This is a genomic window from Archangium gephyra (assembly GCF_042230915.1).
GTDB classification, from domain to species: domain Bacteria; phylum Myxococcota; class Myxococcia; order Myxococcales; family Myxococcaceae; genus Archangium; species Archangium gephyra_B.
This window is the reverse complement of the sequence record NZ_CP102578.1, coordinates 10,391,592-10,417,196: the sequence shown is the minus strand read 5'-3', so window position 1 is coordinate 10,417,196 and position 25,605 is coordinate 10,391,592. Positions and strand designations below refer to the sequence as shown.

The 25,605-nt window shown below is 70.8% G+C and carries 15 protein-coding genes; 7 read left to right on the top strand and 8 right to left on the bottom strand.

What is annotated here, in order from left to right; genetic code table 11:
- Nucleotides 1–38: 38 nt before the first annotated feature.
- Nucleotides 39–2,102 (top strand): lipoxygenase family protein, encoded by a 2,064-nt coding sequence (locus NR798_RS40930; protein WP_375768017.1) that lies wholly within the window; start codon nucleotides 39–41, stop codon nucleotides 2,100–2,102.
- A 45-nt stretch (nucleotides 2,103–2,147) separates the two neighbouring features.
- Here the strand turns inward: NR798_RS40930 and NR798_RS40925 are convergent, their stop codons facing one another.
- On the bottom strand, nucleotides 2,148–3,803 hold the full coding sequence (locus tag NR798_RS40925; protein WP_375768016.1) for a glycoside hydrolase domain-containing protein: 1,656 nt from the start codon (nucleotides 3,801–3,803) through the stop codon (nucleotides 2,148–2,150).
- Between the two features lie 328 nt (nucleotides 3,804–4,131).
- Between NR798_RS40925 and NR798_RS40920 the strand changes: the two genes are divergently transcribed.
- Complete coding sequence (locus tag NR798_RS40920) at nucleotides 4,132–6,879, top strand: VWA domain-containing protein (protein WP_375768015.1); 2,748 nt, start codon at nucleotides 4,132–4,134, stop codon at nucleotides 6,877–6,879.
- Nucleotides 6,880–6,894: 15 nt separating this feature from the next.
- Here the strand turns inward: NR798_RS40920 and NR798_RS40915 are convergent, their stop codons facing one another.
- On the bottom strand, nucleotides 6,895–10,629 hold the full coding sequence (locus tag NR798_RS40915; protein ID WP_375768014.1) for a hypothetical protein: 3,735 nt from the start codon (nucleotides 10,627–10,629) through the stop codon (nucleotides 6,895–6,897).
- Nucleotides 10,630–10,866: 237 nt separating this feature from the next.
- On the opposite strand from NR798_RS40915, the gene NR798_RS40910 reads away from it, so the two are divergent.
- The gene (locus tag NR798_RS40910) at nucleotides 10,867–11,919 is read left to right on the top strand and encodes a hypothetical protein (protein ID WP_375768013.1); all 1,053 of its coding nucleotides are present in this window, start codon (nucleotides 10,867–10,869) and stop codon (nucleotides 11,917–11,919) included.
- 13 nt (nucleotides 11,920–11,932) lie between these two features.
- On the opposite strand, the gene NR798_RS40905 is transcribed toward NR798_RS40910, so the two are convergent.
- Nucleotides 11,933–12,802, bottom strand: coding sequence for a YIP1 family protein (locus NR798_RS40905; RefSeq protein WP_375768012.1), 870 nt, complete (start codon nucleotides 12,800–12,802; stop codon nucleotides 11,933–11,935).
- A gap of 38 nt (nucleotides 12,803–12,840) precedes the next feature.
- Entirely contained in the window at nucleotides 12,841–14,052 is a 1,212-nt protein-coding gene (locus NR798_RS40900; protein ID WP_375768011.1) for a cytochrome P450, read from the bottom strand.
- 184 nt (nucleotides 14,053–14,236) lie between these two features.
- On the opposite strand from NR798_RS40900, the gene NR798_RS40895 reads away from it, so the two are divergent.
- The 4 genes from NR798_RS40895 (at nucleotide 14,237) to NR798_RS40880 (ending at nucleotide 20,011) form a co-directional block, all read left to right on the top strand.
- Entirely contained in the window at nucleotides 14,237–14,719 is a 483-nt protein-coding gene (locus NR798_RS40895; RefSeq protein WP_375768010.1) for a response regulator, read from the top strand.
- The gene (locus NR798_RS40890) at nucleotides 14,719–15,243 is read left to right on the top strand and encodes a DUF3592 domain-containing protein (RefSeq protein WP_375768009.1); all 525 of its coding nucleotides are present in this window, start codon (nucleotides 14,719–14,721) and stop codon (nucleotides 15,241–15,243) included. Before NR798_RS40895 ends, NR798_RS40890 begins: the two co-directional genes overlap by 1 nt.
- 163 nt (nucleotides 15,244–15,406) lie before the next feature.
- Nucleotides 15,407–17,356, top strand: coding sequence for a multiheme c-type cytochrome (locus NR798_RS40885; RefSeq protein ID WP_375768008.1), 1,950 nt, complete (start codon nucleotides 15,407–15,409; stop codon nucleotides 17,354–17,356).
- Nucleotides 17,357–17,422: 66 nt separating this feature from the next.
- A complete protein-coding gene (locus tag NR798_RS40880; RefSeq protein WP_375768007.1) occupies nucleotides 17,423–20,011 on the top strand; it encodes a fused MFS/spermidine synthase in 2,589 nt (862 codons plus the stop codon).
- Between the two features lie 4 nt (nucleotides 20,012–20,015).
- Here NR798_RS40880 and NR798_RS40875 read toward each other — a convergent pair whose 3' ends face one another.
- The 4 genes from NR798_RS40875 to NR798_RS40860 form a co-directional block, all read right to left on the bottom strand.
- Nucleotides 20,016–20,627 (bottom strand): pentapeptide repeat-containing protein, encoded by a 612-nt coding sequence (locus NR798_RS40875; RefSeq protein ID WP_375768006.1) that lies wholly within the window; start codon nucleotides 20,625–20,627, stop codon nucleotides 20,016–20,018.
- Between the two features lie 18 nt (nucleotides 20,628–20,645).
- Nucleotides 20,646–22,298: a hypothetical protein gene (locus NR798_RS40870; protein WP_375768005.1), complete on the bottom strand. Its 1,653-nt coding sequence runs from the start codon at nucleotides 22,296–22,298 to the stop codon at nucleotides 20,646–20,648.
- Between the two features lie 126 nt (nucleotides 22,299–22,424).
- Entirely contained in the window at nucleotides 22,425–23,336 is a 912-nt protein-coding gene (locus NR798_RS40865) for a DUF2381 family protein (protein WP_375768004.1), read from the bottom strand.
- 79 nt (nucleotides 23,337–23,415) lie between these two features.
- Nucleotides 23,416–25,563 carry a serine/threonine protein kinase gene (locus NR798_RS40860; protein ID WP_375768003.1) on the bottom strand — a complete coding sequence of 716 codons (2,148 nt, stop codon included), beginning with the start codon at nucleotides 25,561–25,563 and terminating at the stop codon, nucleotides 23,416–23,418.
- Between the last annotated feature and the right edge of the window lie 42 nt (nucleotides 25,564–25,605).

The window sequence follows — 25,605 nt, the reverse complement described above, 5'->3', positions numbered from 1 at the left end:
GACAGCGGCCCCGAGGTGCTCTGCCGGGAGCTGGGCTGATGAGTCGCGCGTTGAGCCGCTTGATGTCGGCCCTGGGCCTCGAGGCCCAGGATGCCGAGCCCGCCCTCCTCGAGCCCGCCGAGCTGGCCAGGTGGTACGCGAGCCTGAGTCCCGAGGAGCGCGTTGCCGTCAGCCGCGAGCTGGCCCCGCGTGTCCGCGCGCCCCGGGCCACCCGGGACCCCTCCACCCTGCCCGCCGTCGCCACCGGAAGGCTGGTCTTCGAGCAGGACGGCCCCCAGGGACCCCTTCCCCTGCACCACCTCAAGGTCGAGCTGTGGGACCGGGACCCCGGCGCTCCGGACGACTTCCTGGGCGAGGGCTTCACGGATGGCGATGGGCACTTCGCGATCCGCTACGATCCCGCCGACGCGGGGATTGGAGACCTGCCGGACCTGGAGCTTTGCTTCTTCGAGCCCCAGCACACCTTCCGCAAGGACGGGCGGGTGGTGGAGGCCTGGCGGCGCATCGGCTCGCAACGGGGCCCCGACGACCACGGCGGCCTTCACTACGACTTCGGGACCCTCCGGCTGCCGTACTGGGAGTACGATCCGGCGACTCCCCTGGCCCGGCTGTTCGTCACCGAGGAGGGCACTCCGCCGACGGCGTACGCCCCGGGTCGTTCCCTGGCGATGCTGAAGGCGGTGTCCCCCATCGAGCTCATCAAGCGCCAGCACCTGCTGCAGATCCGCCTCGGCCAGACTCCCAGCGTGGCCCGGCTACAGGCCGACTACCCCGAGTCGATGACCGTCCGCATGGAGCGGGAGGCACCGGGCTCCTCCCGCGGCGATGCCTTCTTCGGCGAACGCCTGCTCAACGGCATGTTCGCGACGGTCATGGACCGGGATCCCGAGGTGCCCGGCGATGTCTGTGCCTTCCGGCTCTATTTCCCCTGGAATGCCTACGAGCAGGACGGCATCCACTGCCTGCCCGATGTCGACGTGCGGCTGCGTCTGGTGGATGGCCGGGTGCTGCCCGTGCGCATCGTCCTGGGGCTGCGGGAGCCAGGGGCGACGGCGCCCGGCTCACCGGTCACCCGCCGGACCTTCACGCCGGAGGATGGCGCCAGTTGGGAGGCCGCCAAGCGCATCGCACGGATGAGCGCGACGCTGGACACCGAGCTGGGCAATCACCTCGGGCAGTGCCACTTCAACGTCGAGCAGTACGCCATCGCCGCGCACCGCAACCTGCGGCGCAACCCCCTCCGCTGGCTGCTCATGCCCCACCTGCGGGAGGTGGTCTTGATCAACCACTCGGCCAGCGGGTTCCTGGTCGGGCCGAACGGCTACATCACCCGCGCCAGCGCGTTGACCGAGCGGGGCATCGAAGCGCGGCTGCAGCACCTGATGGGCAGCTACGACTGGCGGGGCTTCGCGCCCGCGGCGCCGGTCTGCGAGGGGCACCGCTATGCCCACGCCGCGCAGCTGTTCTGGCGGCTGCTCGGCGAGCACGTCGACGCCTTCTTCGCCGAGCACGGCGGCGCGGTGGAGGCCGAGTGGCGGGAGGTGCGGCGCTTCTCGGACGACCTCGTGGCCCACTCGGTGCCCGCCTTCGTGTGCCGCTATCTGCGGGCGCGGGTGCCGGGGAAGGACGCTCCGTGGTTCGTGCGGTCCGAGCGCATGGACCTGGACGTGAAGGCCGCGGAGCCGCCGCCGCGGGCCGTCAGCGCGGTGACGCACACCGATGTCCCCCAGCCCGGCGAACTGGACGCGCTCAAGCAGCTCTGCCGCTACGTCATCTTCTTCGCGACCTTCCGGCACGCGTGGGCCAACAACCTCCAGTGGGAAGACGCTGGCGAGGTCCTCTACGCGTGCCTGGGGCTGCGCTGGGGGAAGGGCGGGGTGCTGGTGGCCGAGGAGGACCCGGAGGTCGCCCCGGCTCCGGACGAGGCCACCGAGATGCTGTGGATCTCCTGGATGCTGTCCAAGACGAATTACGGCCTCATCCTGGCCAACGAGGAGGACGACGTGCATCCGCGGCTGGTGGAGCTGCTCCGGGCCCGCGCCGCCGAGTTCGCCGCGCTGGGTCTGGACGTCCGGACGATCAGCTCCCGCATCAACATCTGATGACGCGGGTGGAGACCGGGGCCGTCCACTGTCACCCCACCGGGCTCACCTGTGCGGTTGGGAGGCGGCGGGGCCCGCGCACCGCGAGGGGAGCTCGGGGTCGATGTCCCTGGCTCCCGTGAGCTCGAGGTACCTTCGGATGAGGCACAGCCGCGCTTCATCGAAGGCGGCCCCGTCATCGGGCACCTGCCAGGCCGTGGGGATGAGCCCGCGTGCCACGCTCCGCGCGAACTCCGGGTCCCCCGCATCGCTCACGGCCTTGAGCCACTCGTAGTCCTGGATGCCGAGGCGGATGAGCTTGAACCGGATGGACGGCAAGGGGACCGGCGTGGTCCCCCCGATGTCCGAGGGTCTCCCCGGATAGAAGAGGGTCCCATCCCCGTTGCCGTTGAAGCGGAACTGGTTCGTCCAGGCCGTGGAGAGCATCCCCACCGTCTGGTAGTAGAGCTCGCCCGTGGCGCCCTCCAGGAAGGACACCCACTCCAGGGCGCGAGCCTTCGTGGCCTCCCGGTCGATCATGTACGAGGGCCATCCCTGCCCCGGCTGGTTCTCGGGCATGTACTCGTTGGCGACGCAGCCGTGGGACATGCAGCTCTGATACATCCAGACATCCCGGTTCGGCAGGGCCAGGAACCCCGTGTAGCGCTCCCTCTGATCTCCCACGTAGGGCGGCCGTGTCCCCTCCATGTAGTTGACCAGCACGACGAGGGTGTCGATGAGCCCGACCAGGTCGTACGTCTCCAGATCCGTCACCGTGGAGGTGAGGAGTGTGCTCACGTCGGGCGCCGCCTGCCTCGACAAGGTGGCGCGCTGCTCCACGTCCTCGAAGGAGATGCCGTAGGGCGGCTCGTCACCGACGTAGTCGAAGGCGCGCGACAGCCAGTCCCGCCTCCTGGCCTCCTCCTGGAACTCCGCGAGGCCCTCGGCGGTGGGCGGTCCCAGATACTGCCAGCTCGTCATCCTCGCCCCCGGCAGCCGCAAGGGCACGGTGCCATCGAGGAAGGCTCCCCAGCGCGCCTCGAAGGTCTCCCAATCCGGCAGGTTCCAGGTGGCCTGGCCCGGCAACCGCGGGAAGGCGCTGGCGAGCGTGATGCGGTGCTCGAGCGCCAGCCGGTGGAACATCTGGAGCAGCGGCACCAGGGTCTCCTCGGAGCAGTCCGGCGTTCCGGTGAAGGCGCGGCACACATGCGGGGGCCACAGGAGGAAGGCCGTCCTCAGCGAGGCCGTGCTCGGCATGAGCGCATCGACCACGGTGAGATGGACCTGCACGGTCGAGTGATACCCGTTGTCCGCCCTCACCTGGACGGTGCCCTTGTACCTGCCCGGAGGTGCGTTCATCGGAACGAGGACATCCACCCAGATGGCACGGGCTTCACCCGCGGGGACGTTGAAGGGAAAGGCCCGGCGCTTCTCTCCCACCGTCTCGTCCACGTCCGGCACCAGCCCGTCCGGCCAACGTCCGAGCTCCGAGTCCGGCGTGGAGCGTTGTTTGATGTCGAGGAATACCTCCTGATGGAGCGTGATGCTCTTCCCCTCGATACGGCTCGGCCCCTCCAGTGCGGTCAGGCTCGCGCTCACCCCCGTCAGCCCCGCGGCTCCTCCGTGGAGCCCGACCTGGAAGGAGATGAACTCGTTGCGCGCCGCGACCAGTTTCAGCGGGGCCTGGGAGCCTGGCTGGGCGTCAGGCCGTATCTTCGTCATCGCACTCTCGCCCCAGACGGAAGGCCGGGACTGCGCCATGACGGCGGTGGAGAAAAGCAGAACGACCCAGAGCAACGGGCGCGGAGGGTTTCTCATGGCGCACAAGGTATGAACCGGGGGTGAAGCCTGGACTCCGGGGCATGCTCGGACGTGATCCGCTCGCCTGCTCCTCGGCGTGCCTGATGGAGGATGACCTGCTTGCCGCCCGATTCGGGATGAGGGGAAGGCGCGGGACTCGAACGCGAACGAGGAGCGCCCCCTTTCTCGGCCAGAGCCGGGTGGGTAGCATGGGCGACCTTCTCCCAGAGAGAGACCGGTCCCCTCCCGAATGAGCTTCTCCCTGCCGCAGGCGCTGGTGCTCCTCGTCCCGCTGGGCCTCTTCCTGTGGAAGCGCGGCCAGCGGCCCGGCCCTCCCATGGCGCTGCGGTGGGCGCTGCTGCTGCTCGTGGTGGGCGCGCTGGCCGGCCCCGAGTGGGCGCTGCGCCACGCGGGCAGCGACGTGGTGGTGGTGGTGGACCGCTCGCGCTCCATGCCCGCCGACGCCGGGCGCGTGGCCTCGGAGCTGGTGGGCCTGTTGGAGACGCAGCGGCGCACCGGCGACCGGGTGGGCGTCATCTCCTTCGGGCGCGAGGCCCGGGTGGAGCAGCCCTTGTCGGAGTCGGGGCGCTTCGGCGGCTTCACCCGGCCGGTGGACGCGGAGGCCTCGGACCTGTCGGCGGCGCTCGACGCGGCGGGCGCGCTCATTCCCCCGGGCCGCACGGGCCGGGTGCTGGTGGTGTCCGACGGGCGGGCCACCGGCGCGGATGCACGGGGCGCGGCGCGGCGGCTGGCGGCCCGGGGCATCGCCGTGGACTTCCGCCACGTGGCGCGCGAGGACTCGCCGCTCGACCTCGCCGTGCTCTCGCTGGACGTGCCGGCCGCGGTGAAGGCGCACGAGCCCTTCCAGCTGACCGGAGCGGTGATGGCCTCGGCGCCCGTCACCGGCACGGTGCGCCTGGAGCGCAACGGCCGCGTGCTGGTGAAGGGGCCCTTCGAATTCCAGGCCGGGCCCAACCTGCTGCCCTTCCGCGACCTGGTGGACGAGCCGGGCCTCGTGGCCTACCGGCTGACGGTGGAGGCGCCCGGTGACGGGGTGGTGGAGAACGACGTGGGGCAGGCGGTGCTGCGGGTGGAGGGCCCGCCCCGGGTGCTGCTGCTCACGAAGCAGCCCGAGGGCACGCTCGCCAAGGGCCTGCGCTCGGCGGGGCTGACGCTGGAGGTGCGCGCGCCCTTCGCCCTGACGCTCGATGCCCTGGACGGCGTAGGCACGGTGGTGCTGGAGAACGTGGACGCCAACCAGCTCGGCGAGCCCGCGCTCCGCGCACTGGCCTCGTACGTGGAGCAGGCCGGTGGCGGACTGGTGATGACGGGCGGCCGCTCCAGCTTCGGCGAGGGTGGTTACCGCCGCTCCCCGGTGGAGCCGCTGCTGCCGGTGTCGTTGGAGATGCGCGAGGAGCAGCGCCGCACGGCCCTGGCCATGAGCGTGCTGATGGACTGCAGCTGCTCCATGGGCGCCACCGTGCCGGACGGGCGCACGAAGATGGAGCTGGCCGCCGAGGGCGTGGTGGGCGCGCTCACGCTGCTCAACGAGAGGGACGAGGTGTCCGTGCACATGGTGGACACCGAGGTGCATGAAATCTTCCCGATGAGCCCCGTGGAGAACGGGCTGCCGCTCGACGAGGTGTCGCGGGGCTTCAGCGGCGGCGGCGGCATCTACGTGGGCGAGGCACTGCGCGAGGGCCGCAAGCAGATTCTCCGCAGCGACAAGCTCACGCGGCACGTGCTGCTTTTTTCGGACGCGGCGGACTCGGAGGAGCCGGCCGACTACCTCCGGACGCTCTCGGAGCTGCAGGGCCAGAAGGTGACGGTGTCCGTCATTGGCCTGGGCTCGAAGACGGATCCGGACGCGGCGCTGCTCGAGGAGATAGCGGCCAAGGGCGGAGGCCGCGTCTACTTCGCCGAGGACGCGACGAGCCTGCCGCGCATCTTCAGCCAGGAAACGATCGCCGTGGCGCGGGCCACCTTCGTGGACGAGCCCGCCTCGCTCGAGGCGGCGCCGGACCTACCGCTGCTCGGCAAGCTGCCGGCGCTGGGGCTGCCGCAGGTGGGCGGCTACAACCTCACGTACCTGCGGCCGCGCGCGAGCGTGGCGATGCGGACGCTGGATGACAACGCGGCGCCGGTGCTGGCGCTGTGGCCGCGGGGCTCGGGGCGGGTGGTGGCCTTCATGGCGGAGGTGGATGGGGAGTTCACCGGCGAGCTGCGCACCTGGAGCGGCCTGCGCGCGGCGCTGGAGGGCATGGTGCGCTGGAGCATGGGCGGCGCGGGCGAGGCGGGCGAGGCGGTGGCGCGCTCGGAGCGGCGGGGCAACCTGCTGCGGGTGACGCTGGACTTCGCGCCGGGAGAGGCCCTGCCGGGCGCGCTGCCCTCGCTGGTGCTGCTGCCGGGAGACGGGCGGAGCGCGCCGGTGGAGCTGCCCATGCGCTGGGAGGACGAGGACCGGGTGGCGGCCGAGTACACGCTGCCGGGCAGCGGCACGTGGCACCCGGTGGTGAAGCTGGGCACGCGGGTGCTGCGGGCGCCTCCGGTGACGCTGCCCTACGCGCCCGAGTTCGAGCCCGGCAGTACCCAGGAGGGCCTGGAGGTGCTGCGCGGGGTGGCGGCCGTGGGCGGCGGGCTGGAGCGGCTGTCCATGACGGGCCTCTTCTCCGAGGCGCCCGAGTCCGAGGGCCGCGTGGCGCTGGCGCCCTGGCTGGTGGCCCTGGCGGTGGCGGTGCTGCTGGCCGAGGTGGTGGTGCGCCGCTTCCTCTCGGGCCCGAGGCTCCGGCGCGCGGTGGCTCCTTCCACCGCGGCAGCCGGAGCGGTGCCGGGCCCCTCCGCGGCAACGGCCGGAGCGGGCAGGGCGCCCGAAACCCCGGCCAGCCCGGGAGCTACTCCGGGCGCCGCGTCAGCGGAGGACGCGCCCGCGAAGGAGCGCGGGGTGGACTCGGCGCTCGAGGCGGCTCGGGAGCGGGCCCGCCGCCGGCTCGGACGCTGAGCCCTTCGGCGCGGCTCAGTGCAGCGGTTCTCCGTATCCGGACGGCTCGGACGGAGGCGGGGCGCCGGCGCGGGACGTGTCCCCGGGCCGTACCGGCTTCTCCTCCACGGGGAGGTAGACCCGCGTCAACCAGTGACGCTGCCAGGGCTGGCTCTTCTGCTGTGTCCATGGCATGGCGGGATGCTCGTCGAGCACCGTCAACTGCTCGAGCCACGCTGTCAGCTCCTTGTCGGGCTCCGAGAACCCCTGGCTGCGATAGAGATGCAGATCGTCCGCCCACCGCTTCCGGCGGGCGGGCGGCACTTCCCGGTTCACCTGGAACCGGACCGCCAGGTAGGTCCCCTTCTCGATGGGGCCGACGAGCTTGCACATGTCGGGGCTCGAGGTGACCAGCCGGAGGAAGTCCTCGCCGATGCCCGCCCCCCAGAGCCCCGGTGGCACGTAGAAGTCGTCCCCCTGCCACACCACCACCTTCTTCTTCGGGCCACCCCTGGGCGTCCAGCACAACTCTTTCCCCTGATGGTGGTGCGTGCGCACGATGAGCTGGGCGGCCTGGATGGAGTACTGGGGCTTGCTCCCATGGGGCAGCTTGAGCTGGTACGAGATGAGCTTCTCCTCGGCCTTGGGGGGGAGTCCGCCCTGCTCCAGCCAGCAGGACATCGCGAAGCCGTTCTTCATCTTCACGGACAGCTGCCCGATGTCGCTGCGCTCCACGTTGGGCAGGCTGAAGCGCTCCTCCATGAAGTGCGTGAAGCGCGGCGAGTACAGCGTCTTCAGGAGGGGCCACCAGGTCCGCACCAGCGGCGCATAGGCCCAGCGTGCGAAGTAGTTGAAGAGCCCCATGTACGCGGGGTGGTTGTAATGGGTGGCGAAGTCCTCGGTGAGGAACACCTCCTCCATGACGAGCAGCGCGCGCCGGATCATGTGGAGCGCGTCGGACATCTCCTGGGGACTGGCCTGGAGCTCCTCCACCGGTTCGCTGTCCTCTCCCGGTTCGCTGTCCTCCGAGGGGCCGCGCCAGGGCACCAGCCTGCCCACCCGCTTGCTCTCATCGAATCGCTTGGCTTGCAGGTCCAGCTCGCTGATCTCCTTGAAGATCTCCCCGAACAGCTTCCGCGCCTCCGGGCTCTGCAGCATCGAGTCGAGCGAGGCGGCCCGGTCCACGATGCGCGGGAAGCGCTCCTCGAAGCCCTCGGGCACCGGCAGCCATTCGTAGCGGGCGCGGGCGAAGATCTGCGCGGGCGCGAGGGGCTCCGCCGACTCCAGCTCCCTCAGGATGGGCCGGAAGGCATTGAGCGCGACATGCTCGCCGAGCCGGCGGTACGACTCCCACTGCGCCTCGTCGTAGAACTGGTCTCCCGTCGTCTCGTGGGGAAAGGCCGAGTTGCTCGCCTTGTACTGGGTGATGTCGGCCGGTTCGTTGCCCAGCAGCACGGGCTTGACGAGCAGCAGCACCCCGGTGTTGCCGTCCGGGTACTCGATGTCTCCGGCGACGACCGACTGGGTCGCCGGCTTGTCCTTGCCGGCGCGCAGGCGCGAGAGATCGATGCGGATCTCCGCCCCGAAGTCCTCGCGCACGCGCCGCACGGCATTGGCGAAGTCATTGAACGAGGCCTCCGAGTCCATGCCGCAGTCGGAGACCACGATGAACCGGCAGCGCCGGCGCACCAACTCGTAGAGCGCCAGGTTCTCGAAGTGGCCGCCGTCCGAGAGGAGCACGTTGTGGCTGTGCACCCGCGAGCGGCCGAGCAGCTCCCGGTAGAAGGGCAGTCCCACGCACAGCCGCTCGTACCACCGCATCCGGATGCTCCGGGTCGGGTGCGGCAACCACAGGCCCAGCCGCAGGTTGAACGCCGTCATGAGGAAGGTGACGGCCGGCCCCAGCTTCATGGACATGGAGCCCATGTGGGAATTGAAGGCCGCTCCGGAGGCCGTCATGGTCGAGGCCAGGGTGGGCACCAGCCCGCCCTCCTTGCGGATCTTCGTCCACGTCTTGTACTCGGAGCCCACCGAGAAGCCCACGCACGAGAGCACCGCGCTGTCGGCTCCCCGGTAGAGGTTGGCGATGGGATCTTGCGAGGCGAGGTCATTGGCCGCGCAGCAGATGAGGTGCAGGGGGCCGGTCTGGGCCTTCTGCAGGTGGAGGCGGAAGTCATCCTTGCTATGGGGCTCGGTCTGGCCCGGTGCCTCGCCATGGGCCGCGCCAATGAAGGTGCGCGCGAGGCGGGCCCGGTAGAAGGTGTGCAACCCCACGAGGTTGGAATCGAAGCAGAGCAGCGTGAGCACGGTGATGAGGACCGCTCCGCCCACGAGCCAGGTGAGCCGCTTCTCTTCCGCCGTGCCGAGGATGAACAGCACCATTCCGAGCACGAGCAGCATCAGGATGGCATACGCCAGGACCTGGGGCAGCCAGGCCCGGGCCCGGTGCTTCATCTTGGGGCTGGCCGGCGTGCTCGTCCGCCTGCCGAGGAACTGCTGCACCTTGGCGAACAGGGCCATCAGCGCGACCACGCTTCCCACCAGGCCCGTCTTCAGCGCGGTATAGAACTCCTGCAGGCTCGGGGACGTCAGGAAGAGATCCCGCAGGAACCGGCCCCCGAGCCAGAAGACCGCGAGGACCGACCAGAACGTCGCGAGGATCAGCAGGCGGCTGAGCACCCGGTCCACCGCGGCCAGCTCCGTGCGTTGCATCCACTCCGTGACGAAGCGCGAGCCGAGCCAGCGCAGCAGCACGAGCACTCCAGCCGCTCCCAACCACGCGAGGGCGGGGGCGAACACATAGAGCCGCTCCCGGACGAAGTTCATGCCGGGCGCGAGCGGCGCGAGCAGCCACATTCCCTGGAAGTGCCAGGCGTTCACGTGGTTGACGGCGAGGAGCCTGTGCCAGAGCCACTGCGCGAGGCCGATCGCCAGCAGCGCGGTGGGCATGTAGTAGCCCAGCCGCGAGGCCTCGGACTCGAGGGAGTCCTGGATGTCGGCCTGCTGCATGCCCCGGCTGCTCAGCACCCGCTCCCGCTGCCGGCGGAGGAGCCCTTCGCAACCGAACAGCGTCCCCGCCGTCAGCACGAGCATCAGCGCGTGGGAGAGGGCCAGCTTCCACTCCGGCGGGCTGGCCTCCGCCGCCGGCCACCCGATGATGAGCGAATGGGCGAGCACCAGCCAGAGCAGGAGTGACAGGACGATGAGCGAGAGCGCCGCGAGCAGCGAGGGGATGAGGGCGCTCAGGACCGCGACGATCATCCGTCCCGTGTCGGGGCTCAGCAGCCCCAGCCGCGGGCTCAGGAAGTTGCTGAACTCGCGCAGGTGGCGCACCTCGGGCAGATGCGTCCCGCGGGACCGCTGGTCCTCTTCGGGGAAGAGCCCGGCCTTCTTCGGCGCGCCGGGGCACGGTTTCTGCGCGTGGTAGTGCCGCCACGCCGTCCAGAAGCCACCGATGTAGCCTCCGCCCGAGACGGTGGCGAGGTAGTCGAACATCCCCAGCAGCCCCAGCTGATGCAGGCCCTGCAGCAGCCCCAGGTTGAACGTCGCGCTGCGCATGCCTCCCCCGGAGAGCGCGAGCCCGCAGAAGTCCTGCGGAGGGCCCATGCCCGGAGCCGCCGGGGTCTCGGACTCCGGAGGTGGTGGCTTTCCCTGTGAGGGGGCGGCCGTCCGCGCCTTCCGGGCCCTCACCAGGTAGCGCCGCTCGAGCTCCAGCAGGCGTTTGATGTCCTCGTCGGACTTCTTCGCGGGGCCATCGGCTCCGTCGCTCATGGTCGCTCCGGCAGGGCCTGAATACCGGACACAACGGTAGGCACTGCTCCGACAGGGACTCAGTGTCCCGGGGCCGGAGTGAATGTGGCCCGCTCGACATCCCCCCGGGTGGTGGATTCCCTCAAGATTCAGAAAGAACGGGAAATGCTGTCTTTCCTGGTGCTAAGAGGCGTCCTCCCCCCCGCCGTGGGGCCAGGCACCCCCCGCCCGGTTTCGCGGCCATCCCCGAGGTACGAGATGAAGCTGCGATACACGCTGTTGCTGTTGCCGGCGCTGTTGGCCGTGGGCTGCGGTCCGTCCGAGGACGAGGTGGTGGTGGACGAGCTCACGGGCCAGGTGCTCGAGCCGGCCACGACCGAGTACGACATGCACCGGCTGCTTGAGGACACGGACATCACCGGCGGCCAGTGGATTACGGTGGCCCAGGTGCAGGCGTTCCTGCAGCAGAAGGGCTCGTACCTGGCCACCTACAAGGACCCGGCCTGGAACAACAAGACGGCGGCGACGCTCATCGTGGAGCAGTCCAAGCTGCAGACCATCAGCCCGCTCTACATGCTGGCGCGCATCCAGACGGAGTCGAGCCTCATCACCAGCGGCACCTCCACCAACCTGGCCAAGGCCACCGGCTGCGGCTGCCCGGACAGCGGCGGGTGCAGCACCTCGTACGCGGGCTTCGGCAAGCAGATCGAGTGCTCGGCGAAGAAGCTGCGCGGCTACCTCGTGGACCTGGACGCGGGCCGGGCCACCATCTCCGGATGGAAGCCGGGCGTGCTCAAGAGCACCTCGGATCCGTGCTCGGTGAAGCCGGTCAACAAGGCCACCGCGGCGCTCTACACGTACACCCCCTGGGTGGGCGCGTACGCCATCCAGTGCGGCCGCACCGACGTCGGCGGCTCGTCGCTGGTGGCGGTGAAGTACAACCAGTTCAAGGGCGAGTACAACTGGGGCACCGGCGGCACCACCGTCACGTGCTACTCGGGCACGGTGGAGGCGAACGTGGCCGTGGGCGTGTGCGTGCAGAGCTCCTCGGACGCCATCTGGCGGCAGTGCCAGGCCGACGGCACCTTCACGGCGGGCACCACCACCAAGCCCACCACCTGCACGGCCTCCTGGCCGTATTGCTCGTCCGCCACCCTGGGCCGCTCGGTGCCGGCGCGCACGTGCGTGCAGTCCAGTGGGGACTCGCAGTGGCACCAGTGCGGCGCCGAGGGCGCGTGGCAGTCGGCTCCGACCGCTCCCACCTCGGGCACCGGCCCGGTGGGCACCTGCTACGCCACCTACGCCCTCTGAGACGGGCGCTGGCTCAGGTGAGGCGGCCCAGGATGTTGAACATGAAGAGCCAAGCGCCGCCGCACATGCAGCAGGAGAGCAGGGGCGTGAGCACGGTTCCCGCCAGGGCCACGCCCCACGTCGTCCGGTGCAGCCCGTGGTAGGCGAAGGCGCGGGCCACCAATGCCCAGAAGGGGGCCACGTAGATGCCCACGCAGGGCACCGCGCCGAGCACCCAGGGCGCCTGGGAGAGCGCGTGGGCCCGGAGCGTCACCTGGAAGCCCCGGGTGACGCCTCCCAGGCTCAGTACCAGGTGGTCGAGCCCCGCGAGGATGACGGTGGAGGCCAGCGAGGCGAGCGGGCCCACCACCATGAAGAACGCGAACATGAAGAGCCCGTACAACGCCGCCAGGTCACCCGCCGCCTGGGTCCCCTCCGGGAACATCGAGGGCAGGAGGGCGACGAGGCCCAGGTAGGTGAGGCCCATCATGAAGCTGCCAGGCAGGGAGCTCAGCAGCGCGAACAGCAGCGAGCCGCCGCCGCTCCCCTCGGGCCGGAGCGTGGGGAAGGTGTCCGGGTGGAACATCACGTGGAGCACCGTCTTCCACCAGGCGGTGAGCGTGCCCAGCTCCTCGCGCTGGTCCCACGGCAGCGGCTCGTCCTGCTCGAGCGCATGGCAGCGCTGGCAGACCAGCTCGTCGCGCGAGTTGAGCCGCAGGCACGCGGCGCAGGCGAAGGAGCCGCAGCGGTCACAGATGGCCAGGCTCACCCGCTGGGGGTGGAAGGCGCACGTGGGCTCGTCACTCCCCGGAGAAACCTCCCGCAGCAGCGAGGTGCCGCAAGCCGGACACGACGTGGCTCCGGGGATGAGGGGCCGCTGGCAGTGGGGACATGGGAGGTGCATGTCCCCACCATCCTGGCATGAACGTCCGGGTGGTGCGCTCAGAAGGCCACGGGCAGGCGCTGCAGGCCATTGACGAGGATGCCATCGCGCCAGCGCAGCCGGGCCGGGTCCTCCGCCAGCCGCAGCCGGGGCAGCCGCTCCAGCAGCAGGTTGATGGCGATGGTGCCCTCGAGCCGGGCCAGGGGCGCGCCCAGGCAGAAGTGGATGCCGAAGCCGAAGGCGATGTGCCGGTTGGGCTCGCGGGTGATGTCGAAGCGCTCCGGCTCGGGGAACTGCTCGGGGTCGTGGTCGGCCGCCAGCAGCGAGGCCAGCACGCTCTCGCCGGCGGGAATCACCTGGCCGCGGAACTCGAGCTCCTGCGGGGCCCAGCGGTGGGTGGTGGTCTCCACCGGGCCTCGGTAGCGCAGCATCTCCTCCACCGCGGACTCGATGAGGGACGGGTTGGCGCGCAGCCGTTCCAGCTGCTCCGGGTGGGTCAGCAGGGCCCAGACGCCATTGCCGATGAGGTTCACCGTCGTCTCATGGCCCGCCACCAGCAGCAGGAAGAGCATGCTGATGAGCTCGATGGGCGAGAGCCGGTCTCCCTGCTCCTCCACGGCGAGCAGGGCGGTGAGCAGATCGTCCCGGGGCTCGGCCCGGCGCTGGGCCATCAGCCCCTGGAAGTACTGGGCGAACTGCCTGCCCGCCGCCTCGATGGGCTGCATGTTCCCGTCGCGGGGCGGGGTGATGATGATGTTGGTCCACTCGCGGAACTGCTCCTGGTCCTCCTGCGGGACGCCGAGCAGCTCGGCGATGACCGTCACCGGCAGGGGGAAGGCGAAGGCGTCGAGCAGGTCCATCTCGCCGCGGGCCTGCACGGCGTCCAGCAGCCGGTGGGCGATGGCGGTGACACGCGGGCGCAGCTCCTCCACGCGGCGCGGGGTGAAGGCCTTGGACACCAGCGTGCGCAGGCGCGTGTGGTCCGGCGGATCCGCCGAGAGCATGTGCGTGTTGATGGCCTGCATCGTCTCGGTGCGCCGTTGCTTGGAGGGCGTGCCGTCGGGCAGCTTGCGGGCGTCCTTGGTGAAGCGCGCATCTCGCATCAGCTCCACCGCGTCCTTGTAGCGGGTGGCCACCCAGACGGGGGTCTTGTAGTTGGGGTCGATCAGGCGGACGAGGGGCGCCTCCTGCCGCATGCGGGCGTAAATGGGCAGGGGGTTGGCGCGCGTCTCCGGCGCCCACAGGTCGTAACGATTGGTGTTCGAGCTCAAGAGGGACTCTCCAGGGTGAAGCGGATGGGGGGGCCGGCCTCGCTCCCCTCCGGGCCCCCTGGGATAATGCCCGCGGACGGCGGCGCAATCGATGAGGGGTCCGTGTGGGGCAGGGTGCCCCGCGGGGGCAGAATGACCCGGTTCCGCGCTGCCTCCGCCGGGCGGGAGCATCCTGGCACGGGCCATGCTGTGGAAGGGGGTTCTCCCTCCGCGCGGGTGGTGTGCCCTGACGCCTCTCTATTCATCGCAACCCCACCCTCCGCGCATCCTCCTGGCGGAGGACGATGCCGAGCTGCGGGCGCTGCTGACGCTGGCGCTGGCGCGAGCGGGCTACGCGGTGGTGGCGCTGGAGGAGGGGTTCGAGCTGTCCGACTACGTGTCGCTGACGCAGGTGTATGGCGGTCCGCTGCTGCCGCCGGATCTCCTCCTGTCGGATGTGCGGAGGCCGGGGCTCACCGGACTGGACGTGCTCGCCCAGGCGCGGGCGGCCGGGCTCTTCTGCCCGGTGGTCCTCCTGTCGGCCTTCGCGGATGACGCGATCCGTGAGGTGGCACGGCGGCTGGGCGCGAGCGCCGTGCTGGACAAGCCGGTGGACCTGGAGGTGCTCACGGCCACCGTGCGCCAGGAGCTCTCCATGGGGCCGCGGACGAGCGAGGTGTTGCCGTGATGAAGAGGTTGCTGCTCGGAGTGGCGCTGCTGGTGTTCGGAGGCCTGCTCGCCTTCGGCGGCGGGAGGATGGTCTACCGGGCCCGGGCGAGCGAGCACTGGCCGGTGGCGCGGGGCTCGGTCCTGTCCTCCAAGGTGGAGACGCTGCGCAGCCGGCGGGCGGTGAGCTTCCGGCCCCATGTGCGCTACAGCTACACGGTGGGTGCGGAGGGCTACACCTCCGAGACCATCGCCTTCGGTGCCCTGGACACGGGCAACGTGCAGGAGGCCAACGACTACGTGAGGCGCTTCCCGGCCGGTGCCCCCGTCGAGCTGCGTTATTCACCGGAGGATCCGTCGCTTGCCTGCATCGAGTGCGGACAGGCGGGCATGGCGGACTACGTGGTGACGGTGGGGGGCGGGGCGCTGATGCTGTTCGCCGCCTTGGGGCTCGTGGATGTTTTGGGCAGCCAGCTTCGTGCCCGGCGGCGCCAACGGACTCTGGCCCCGCGGGGTGAGGCCCCTCATCAGGCGACACGTGGTTGAGGTAGCGTTGGCCCTGTCTCCGACCCCCCCGCTCATGCTCCGCTCCCGTACGCTCCTCCTCGCGGCCGCCGTCCTCCCTTTGCTGGCCGGCGGAGCTGTGTCCTGCCGCGAGTCCGCACAGGACACTCCACCCGCCAGTGCCACCGCCGCGAAGGAGACGGCCGTGCGCGCCGCTCCTACCCCCGGGCCCGTGGCCGCTCCACCCGCGCCGAAGGTGACGGCGGAGCTGCTGCCGCCTCCTCCTGGCTACGCCGGCTCGGAGAAGTGCGGCGAGTGCCATGAGGACGAGCACTCCGCGTGGCGCAAGGACTGGCATTCCCGCGCGCTCTCGGAGGCCACCTCGGACCACGTGGTCGGCGACTTCAAGAACGCCCATTACAAGGGGGACTCCAGCGAGGCGTGGATGAGCTCCCAGGACGCGCACTTCGCCATGCGCACGAAGGGGCCTGGCGGGGTGCTCGACGCGTACCCGGTGCACTGGGTGGTGGGCGGCAAGCGGATGCAGGATCCCGTCACCATGATGCCGGACGGGCGCTGGCAGGTGCTGCCCATCTACTACCACGTCACCGGCAAGGGCGAGTGGGTGGACTACTCCGAGTCCAAGCAGGGCGCGCTGACGCCGGACCACCCCTTCTTCTGGTCCAACTGGCAGCGCAACAGCCAGCACTCGTGTCTGGACTGCCACGTCACCGGCCTCAACACGCGCTACGACCGGAAGAGCCACCACTGGAGCACGGGCTTCGCCGACGCGGGCGTGGCGTGCGAGAGCTGCCATGGCCCCGGCGCGCGCCACGTGGACACGCAGCTGCCCAAGGACATCATCCAGCCCTCGAAGCTCCCGCCGCAGCAGGGGATGGCGGTGTGCGCGCAGTGCCACGGGCCGCACCGCACGCTCTTCCCGCTGCTGGACGCGGAGCACCGCTACCAGCCGGGCCGGCGCTACGAGGACTACTACCAGCCCATGGTGGTGCTGCTGGGCAACCAGCGCTCCGGCGACTTCTTCGAGGACGGGCGCCCGAAGACGTCCAGCTTCGAGTACCAGGCCCTCATCCAGTCCCGCTGCTACCTGCAGGGCGGCGCCACGTGCCTCACCTGCCATACCGCGCCCCACGCCGGGCACGCGGACAATGAAGTCAAACAACCCAAGCGCCTCACGAAGGGCGTGACGGTGGACTCGGCCAGCTGCCAGGGCTGCCACGCCAAGGTGTTCGCCGAGGGCTCCAAGCACACGCACCACACCTCGGCCGAGGCGCAGGACTGCATCGCCTGCCACATGCCGCCGACGGTGTCGGGTGTGCTGGACCATTTCGTGGACCACGCCATCGACGTGCCGGTGCCGCGCAACACGGTGAAGCACGACATCCCCAATGCGTGCAACGCGTGCCACACGCACGAGAAGGCCTCGCCCGAGACGATGGAGGCGGCGCTGGAGAAGTGGTGGCCCAACGCGAAGCAGCGGCAGGCGCGGCGGATGCGGCTGGCGGACGCCATCGCCATGAAGACGGCCGAGGACAGCCGCCAGCCGTTGGAGCAGGTGCTGGCGGACAAGAAGGAGGCGCCGTCCCTGCGCGGCGTGGCGGCCCACCTGCTGGCCCAGCGCTTCCGCGAGGAGGCGGGGCCCGCGCTGAAGGCGGCGCTCGCCACGGCCACGGACCCGACCTTGCGCTCGGACCTCGTCGAGGCGCTGTCCATGACGGGCACGCGCGAGGTGGCGGACGTGCTCGCCCCGCTGCTGAAGGACAAGTCGCTCTGGGTGCGCCAGACGGCCGCCATTCCGCTCGCGTTCGCGGGAGACGCGCGGGGGCTCGCCACGCTGGAGACGCTGGCGCACCAGCCCGAGTCGGAGGGGCTGACGATGCCCCACGTGGTGCTCGGCCAGCTGGCTCTGCGCCGGGGAGACCTGGGCACCGGGGTCCAGGAGCTGGAGCGCTCCCTGGAGCTGCAGCCGTACAACGCCGAGGTGCTGGTGGTGCTGGCCGACGTCTACGGCCGCCAGGGGGACCTGCCGAAGGCGAAGGAGCGGCTGGAGGAGGCGTTGCGCTTCGACCCGCAGCACCGCGGGGCGCGGCAGCGGCTGGACTTCCTGAAGCGGGGGAGGGGCCCGGGGCACTGAGGCCGCCTGCCCTTCTGGCGAGCGGACCGGCGGAGAGGCGGGAGCCGGGGTAGAGTCGTACCTCCCGTGAATCGCATCTCCGCCAGAGTGTTCGCCGCCGTGGGTCTGCTCTTCGTTGCCTCGGGCATGAGCGGGCTCGTTTTCGAGGTCATCTGGGTCCGCTACCTGACGCTGGTGGTGGGTCACACCACGTTCGCGGCGAGCCTGGTGGTGTCCGCCTTCCTGGCGGGGCTCGTGCTGGGCAGCCTGGGGTTGGGGCGGCTCGCGGACAGGCTGAAGCACCCGCTGCTGGCCTACGGGTTGTTGGAGGCGGCCACGGGGGTGCTGGCGCTGGGCATCACCCGGGTGCTGGCCTCGCTGCCCGAGTGGCTCTCCGTGCTGGGCCTGCCGGGGGGAGGGCCGCTGGCGGTGCGCGGGGTGCTGGCCTTCCTGCTGGTGCTGCCGCCCACCTTCGTCATGGGGGGCACGCTGCCCGTCCTCATGCGCTTCGTGGCGCGCGAGCTGGAGGGCCTGGGGCGCTCCTTCGGCGTGCTGTACTCGCTCAACACGCTGGGCGCGGCGCTCGGCTGCGGGCTGGCGGGCTTCTACCTCATCGGCGCAGTGGGGCTGTGGCGCACGGCGGCGCTCGCCGCGGGCCTCAACGTGCTCGTGGGGCTCGCCGTGGTGCTGCTGCACGTGCGGCTGCGCCCGGAGCCCCTGCCCGCCACCGCGCCCGCCGCTCCCGAGGCTCCCTCGGTTCCCGGCGGCGCCTCGGGTTTCCAGGGGGCACGCCGCACGCTGCTCGTCGCGGCCTTCGCGCTGTGCGGCTTCGCCTCCATCTCCTACGAGGTGCTCTGGTTCCGCGTCCTCTCCACCTCGCTGGACTCCACCACGTATGCCTTCACCATCCTCCTGGTGACGTTCCTCCTGGGGCTCGTGGTGGGCGGGCTCGTCTACTCGCTGCGGCTGGCCGGGCGGGTGCGCGAGCTGGAGCTCTTCGTCACCGTGGAGTCGCTGCTCGCCTTCGCGGGCCTGCTGTCCATGGCGCTGCTGGGCATGTCGCGCCCGGTGAGCCAGCTGCTCTCGGGCCTGGTGGGCGGCTGGGGCCCCAACGCCGTCTACGTGGGCATGCTGCTGCACGCGGCGCTCGTCATCCTCGTGCCCGCCTCGCTCATCGGCGTCATCTTCCCGCTGGTGGTGCAGCTCACCACCCGGCACGTGGCGAACGCGGCCAGCAACGTGGGACTGCTGTACTCGGTGAATACGCTGGGCGGCATCGTGGGCTCGCTGGCGGTGGGCTTCGTGCTGGTGCCCGCGGTGGGCACGCAGTGGACGTTCGTCCTCGTGTGCGCGCTCAACATGGCGCTGGCGCTCGGGGTGCAGGCGCTGGACTCGCAGGCGCACCCGCGCGCCCGGCGGAGCATGTGGGCCGGGGCGGCGCTGCTCGGGGTGGCGGTGGTGATGGTGCCGGGCGACTTGCTGGTGCGCGCCTTCGCCGAGCACTCGGACTCGCGGGTGCGCTTCGTGCGCGAGGGCGTGGACGGAGCGCTGGCGGTGCTCGAGTACGACAACGCGTCGGTGTGTGACTCGGGGCTGTACGCGTGCGGCCCGGGGTGCCGGGAGAAGGGCTTCCGCCACCAGCAGTTGCTGTTCGGCTCGGTGTCGTACGCGAACACGGCGCTGCCGCGGAAGCGCTACATGGCCACGCTGGCGCACCTGCCCATGCTGCTGCACCCGGAGCCCAAGCAGGTGCTGCAGGTGTGCTTCGGCACGGGCAGCACCGCGGGCTCCTTCGCGAGCCACCCGGGCCTGCGCTCGCTCACCATCGTGGACACCAACCCGGACGTGCTGGCCGCGGCGCCGCACTTCGCCGAGCACAACCACGGCGCGGCGGAGGATCCGCGCACGCACGTGGTCTTCGACGACGGGCGCCACTTCCTGCTGGCCTCGCAGGGCCGCTACGACGTCATCTCCTTCGAGCCTCCGCCGCCGCGCTCGGCGGGCGTGGTGGGCCTCTACACCACCGAGTTCTACCGGGAGGTGAAGCAGCGGCTGGCGCCGGGGGGCGTGCTGGCGCAGTGGATTCCGCTGCAGCAGCAGCCGGACAACCTGACGCGGGGCATGGTGGCCTCGCTGCTGGAGGCCTTCTCCGAGGTGACGCTGTGGATTCCCTCGGACTACGAGGCGGTGCTGGTGGCGGCGGACCGGCCGCTGGGGGTGGACGTGGCGGGGTGGGAGGCGCGGTGGGCGCAGGCGCCGGTGGCGCGCTCGCTGGCGGACGTGGGCTTCACCTCGCCGTATGGCCTCATGGGCACGTACGTGGCGGGCACCGAGGCGCTGCGGCGCTGGACGCAGGGTTATGCGCCGGTGACGGATGACCACCCGGCGGTGGAGTACTTCCTCTTCAACGCGGACAAGCCGTTCGACCCGGAGGCGCTGCTCGCGATGGCGGAGCGGCCGTCCGTCGAGCGGGGCGAGCGGTTGGATGGGGAGAGGCTCTCGCGCGAGCTGGAGGCCAACCGGCGGGTGCTGGAGTCCACGCGCCTCAAGCGGGAAGGGGAGTGGGACGCGGCACGGGCCCGGGTGGAGGAGGCGCGCGCGCAGGTGGGCGACAACGCCTTCCTGTCCTTCCTGATGGACCTGGAGCTGGACTGCCTGCGGCCCGTGGGACGGTGAGCCGTCAGTAGACGACGCAGTCGAACTTCTCGAGGACGACCTTGAGCTCTTCCGGGGTGGTCCCGTACCGCTCGGCGACCGTCGGGGCGTGATAGCTCACGGCCACGGTGGAGGGAGGCTGGGTGTGGAGGTTTTCCACGATGACACCGCCAAACAACTCTGGCCACTTGACGTTATTCAACTCCTGGCTTCTCCCAATGGGGTCCAGGATGGTGAAGCAGGGCCAGGGAGGCAGGCGAATGGTGCGCATGTCGCAGCCGTGAAAACGGCAGCCCTGCAGGCGGGCCTTGGTGAAGTCGCAGTCCTCGATGCCGCCATTCTCCCGGCCCGGCATATGGGGAAGGCGGTGTCCGAAGTCACAGCCCGTCATGCGCCCCGTGAACTGGCAGCCTTTCAAGAATGCCCTCGACCAGTCGTGGTTCTTCAACTCCTGCTTCACCTGGATGGAACAGTCGATGAATCGCGTGGGGAGGATGTGCAGCCAGCGTGCGGGCACGCGAAGTACCAGGGAGCATTGGCGCAGGGTCAGGTTGGGACCGAGGAAGTAGATTCCCTCTTTGTCGGTCAACTCCAGGCGCTCACCTTTCATCTCCCGATCTTCGTAGATGATGTTCATGCTCTTCCTTGTCTCATGTCAGAAGAAGATCATCCGAAAAAAGACGTCAGACATCCGACGCCCGTGACGACCAAAGTTGTCCGCTGAGCCGGCGAGCACCTCGTAGTGGTACTCCTGCCCTGCTGGGCCCGTAATATCGACCCCCTGGCGGTTCCATTTCAGGTGCTTGAATAACTCTCGCAACTGAGCTTCTACCCAGCGGCCACGGGCCTGTCCCTCCAGGCGGGAGGCCTGAAAATGATTGCCCGCCCTACGTGCCATATCGATAGCTTCTCGCTCTTCGTTGGTGAGTTGGCCTGGCCCCCATTTCTTCGCGATTCGGTTGGCCGCGGATTGGAGTTTGTCACCGAGCGGGTCGCTCAGGGGGATGTCGTGGATGGAGAAGCCAGGAGGCAGGTGCCACCGCTGCCCATTGGCTAGAATCACCTGCAGGTTGCCGCCCCGGTGACGGATGACCACGGTGCCACGGGAGCCGCCTCCGGAGGACGCTCCGCCTCCCTGCCCCTTCTTGAGCATCACCACCGATATGGGACCATGCGGGGTGGCTGCCACCGTCTCCACCGCCGCCACTGCCCGCGCCAGCGCCCCCTCCTGGGCTGCCATCACCTCCAACCGCCCCAGCACCGCGGTCCCGCCCTGCGCCTGCCACTGCGCACTCGCCAAGCCGTAGCCCGGTAGCACGCGCACCCTCGCCGCCACCTCGCCCAGCGTGCGCCCGGTGAGTGCCCCCACCGCCAGAATCATCGCCCGCGCCGCGTCCGTGCCCAGCACGCGGGCAAAGCCCTCGCCCGCTTCGCGCAGCTCGGCGAAGGTGCTGGCCTCGTGCGCCCGGGTGGCCAGGGTGGCCCAGCCGTCCATCAGCCCCCAGAGCGTGTCCACGCCCAGCCACGCCACCAGCACGACGGACAGGCCAGCGGCCAGTAGCTTGGTCGTCGGCTCGGGCACCAGCCAGAGGGCCAGGTAGGTGCCCAATGTCCACATGCACGAGGCCATCAGCACCTGCGGGCTCAGCTCCCGTCCCAGCGCCGCCTTCGTCTCCTCCAGCACCGAGCCAAACGCCAGGGCGAGCGCCAGCGTGCGCCGGTCATCCGTGCGCAGGTAGGGCCCGTCGTCGAACAGGCGCAGGCAGTCGCCCCCACCCCAGGCCCGGGTGCACCACATGAGGTACTTGTCGCGCAGGGCCGCATCCGCTTCGGGTGTCAGCTGGCTGTGCTCGTCCACCGGCACCAGGGAGAGCACCTCGCCCTTGTACACCTCGGCCACCCACGTCCCGCTCAGCTGCCACGCCTCCGGGTGCTGCTCCACCTGCCCCTTCAACCACTCGCGCGCGGCCTCGCGCGGACTCTTCCCATTGTGTTGCACCTCGTGGGCAATGCGTTGCACGGCGCGCTGGAAGTCCGCCTGGGCCACCGGCACGGGCCGCGTGGTGCCACGGCCCGGCTCCAGCACCGCCACCTCGTACACCACCGCCCCCTCCAGGCCGGGCTCGAAGGGGGGCGCCTCCCGGGGCGCGGGTGGCGGCGTGAGCGACACCGCATGTCCCTGTCCCGCCAACAGGCCACCTGGGGGATGGCCCGTCGCACACCCCGAGAAGAGGAACAGGACAAGCAACATCCACCAGCGGCGTGGCTGCATGCCTGCCGGGTGGTGACTCGCGAGACGGGGGGACATGCCATGCCTCCAATAAACCGTGGGCCCTGAAAGCCAGGAGCCCGCGAGCGCAGGAGGGGCCGTGCGGCGATGTCAATCCATGAGGTAGGAAGACAGGCGGAGGACGTATTGGGAGGGATTCCTTCGCTACGGGAACGTCACCCCTTCCAGCGAAACACTCGGGGGCTCACCGTCCTGCCAGAGCAGGAGGGTGAAGCGGCCCTGGGCCTCCGGAGCCTCGGCCTCCACCACCACGCGCTGCGACTTCGCGCCCGGGGCAATGGGCTCCAGGGGCCACACCCGCAGCACCTTGCGCCGCGTGCCGTCCTCGCCCACCAGCACCGCCCCCGCCGCCGTCCAGGGCTGGGTGGACACGTTGCTCACCTCCATCTCCAGCGCCACCGTGTCCCGGGCGCGGTAGCTCGTGGCCTTCCATACCTTGAGGGGCTCGCCGGGGCGCTGGGTGAAGTCCCTTCCCGGCACGAGCTCGCGGGTGGTAATGCCCGTGGCGTCCAACTGGCCGGTGGCGAGCAGGCCGGTGATTCCGTCCGGGCGTTGCCGCATCCGCGCGAGCTCCGCCTGGCACTGCCGGGACATGACGCGCTCCGCCTCGGCTTGTGTCCAGCAGGCGTCCGGCACGGGCGGGCGCAGCTCCACGTTCACCTGCGGCTCGGCCCGGGAAGCGTCCACCACCAGGAGGAAGTCCGCGCTCGCGGGCCGCGTCCCCTCCACGAAGCGCACCGTCAGCCGCAGCTGTTTTCCCGCGCCAAGCGCCGTGGAGGGAATGAGCGCGAGCATGTCCTCCAACACCGTCACGCGGGAGAAGCGCTCGCGCTCCTCCACCTCCACCCGGGCCAGCCTCAGGGGCGCGCCGAAGAGCAGCGTGGTGAGAAGGTCCGGGCGGATGCGCACCTCGGGCACCTCCCCCTGGCCCGCCGGGGACAGCACCACGGCGCGAGGCTCCCCCACCGCTTCACCGGCTGGGGTGCCGGGCTGCGCGCCGGCGGAAGTGCTGGCCAGGAGCAGGAGCAACGCGAGGGCGGCGGGAAGAGGGCGCATGAAACCTCCGAAGTGGTGCACACTAGCAGGAACCTCCCACGTTGGCCTCTGCCCGCTTCACCCGGCTGCTCGCGCCCGCCTACTCGAAGCGCTCCACCGCACGAACGTCCGGGGCGTTGGGGACCTCCGCGGTGTCCGGCCCACCATTGGGCTGGGGGACGAGGCCCCGAATGGCAACGCCCTGCCAGGCACTCCATGCCTCCATGCAGACGCGATAGGTTTCTCCGGTGGGACGTTGGGCCTCGGTGAAGCGGCCGTACACGCGCTCCTTGCCGAAGAGCAGGCGCCCCGTCAGCACGGTGCCCGCCTCCAGTTGGCCCATGTCTGTTCGGAGTTCGAGCCGGGCGCCCGGCCCCTCGCGCACGGTGATGTAGCCCGGCTCCCGCACACCGGCGAATTTGGTACCGCCCCTGCCCCCAGTGCGGATGCCCAGGCGCTGCATGGTCTCCAGGGAACCGGGCGGGCACGCCTCGGGCGGAGGCGTGGCGCGCACCTGGGCACCGGGACAACCGGCGGCGAGCGCGCCCATGGCGGCGGTGCACAGGGTATGGGCCACGGCGTTGCGCACCGGGCCCTGCTTCTTGTGCTGCGTGCTGGCGTCCTTCCGTGAAGTCTTCACGCGCGTGCTGTCCTCGGGGAGCGTCGCCAGGGCGACGGGCGCGGGAGTGGCCGCCCACGCGGGCGCCGCGCCGCTTCCACCTTTGAGCGGGCACCACGCACGCGCCACTTCCTGGCCAGAAGCCACCCATGACGCAGACATGGCGGAACGCGCGGGCAGGGCGGCCACCATGGAAGGGGAGGCCAGCGGCGATGCGGAGTGCACATGCGCGCTGGCCAGCAGGGCCGCCATCCCCAGTGTCAGTGCCCGGCTCCACCCGCGCCCGGAGGCCACCGGCCCAGGTGCCGGCGCGGGCTCCCGCGCCACTTCCTCCCCGCGCGCCGCCATCTCGCGTACTCCGCGGGTTTCCTCCCCCGTGGCGGGCCCGGTGGCAGGCGCCCCTTCCGGCTCCGCCACCGTCCCGGTGTCCACCTCCTCGAGCGCCTCCTCCCCACCGGGTGAGGACAGGCGGGGCTGCCGCTGGAGGGGCGTGGGCTTGCCGCGCCGGGGGTGCTCGCGCTCGTACGCCAGCAGCCTGCGGTGGTGCGCCAGACTCTGCTCCAGGTTCAACTCCTCCTGGCTGCGGGTGGTGGCGTTGTGCGCGGCCCAGGGCTCGCACAGCGCCACCTCCCAGCCCGCGTCCGCCCCGGCCAGCGCCGCCTCCAGCGCGCCGCACACCGCCCGGGCGTCCGGGTAGCGTGCCTCGGGTGCCTTCTCCAGCATGCGCAGGCACACCTCGGAGAGCACCTGGGGCACACGGGCGTTGCGCTCGTGCGGCGGCACCGGCGCGCCGTGCACCACCGCGTCCTCCACCTCCTGCTCCGTGTCTCCCTCGAAGGGCCAGGTGCCCGTCAGCAGCCAGTACAGCAGCCCTCCCAACGCCCACAGGTCGTCCCGGGCGCTCGCCTCGTAGGACTGGTGCGGCTGGCGCTCGCGCTGGAAGCGCCATGCCTCCGGGGCCCGCAGCAGGGCGATGTTGGGCAGCTTTCCTCCGGACACCTTGAGGGCCCCCGGGAAGGTGCCCACCCCATAGTCCACCAGCACCGCGTGGCCGTCCTCGCGCACCACCACGTTGTCCGGCTTGAGGTCGCGGTGCACCACGCCCACCGAGTGCGCCACCACCAACTGCCACGCCAGCGCCCGCACCGCTTTGGCCGCCCACGCCGCCCCCGGGTTGTGGCGCTCCACGTACCCGTCCATGGGCAGGCCGGGCACGTAGCCGGTGACGACGTACAGGAAGAGCGGCCCGGCCTCCGGGTGCTCGCGGTAGTGGCCATGGCACTCCACCTCCACCAGCCGCGCCAGGTGCAGCCGCAGCAGCACCTCCACCTCGCGCCAGGCCTTCGCGCCCGTGTGCGGCAGGTACAACAGCTTGAGCGCGTACAGCCGCTCGCCGCGCCGGGCGCGGAACACCGTGCCGTAGCTGCCCGCTCCCAGGCGCGCTTCCAGGGTGAAGCCCGCCACCTCCTCCCCCTCCTGGGGCAGGAAGGCCTCCTGCGCCCCTTCCCGGCACAGCTGCCTGCGCAGCTGCCGCCACCGCCACCGGGCCACGGCCTGACGCCGCTGCTCCGTAGGCCCCACCGCTGCCTGCTCCATGCGCACCACCTCCGGAGTGGGGTAGCGTAGCATGACGCCCCCCGTCACCGGGTGCGCGCGGGTCTTCCTCGCGGG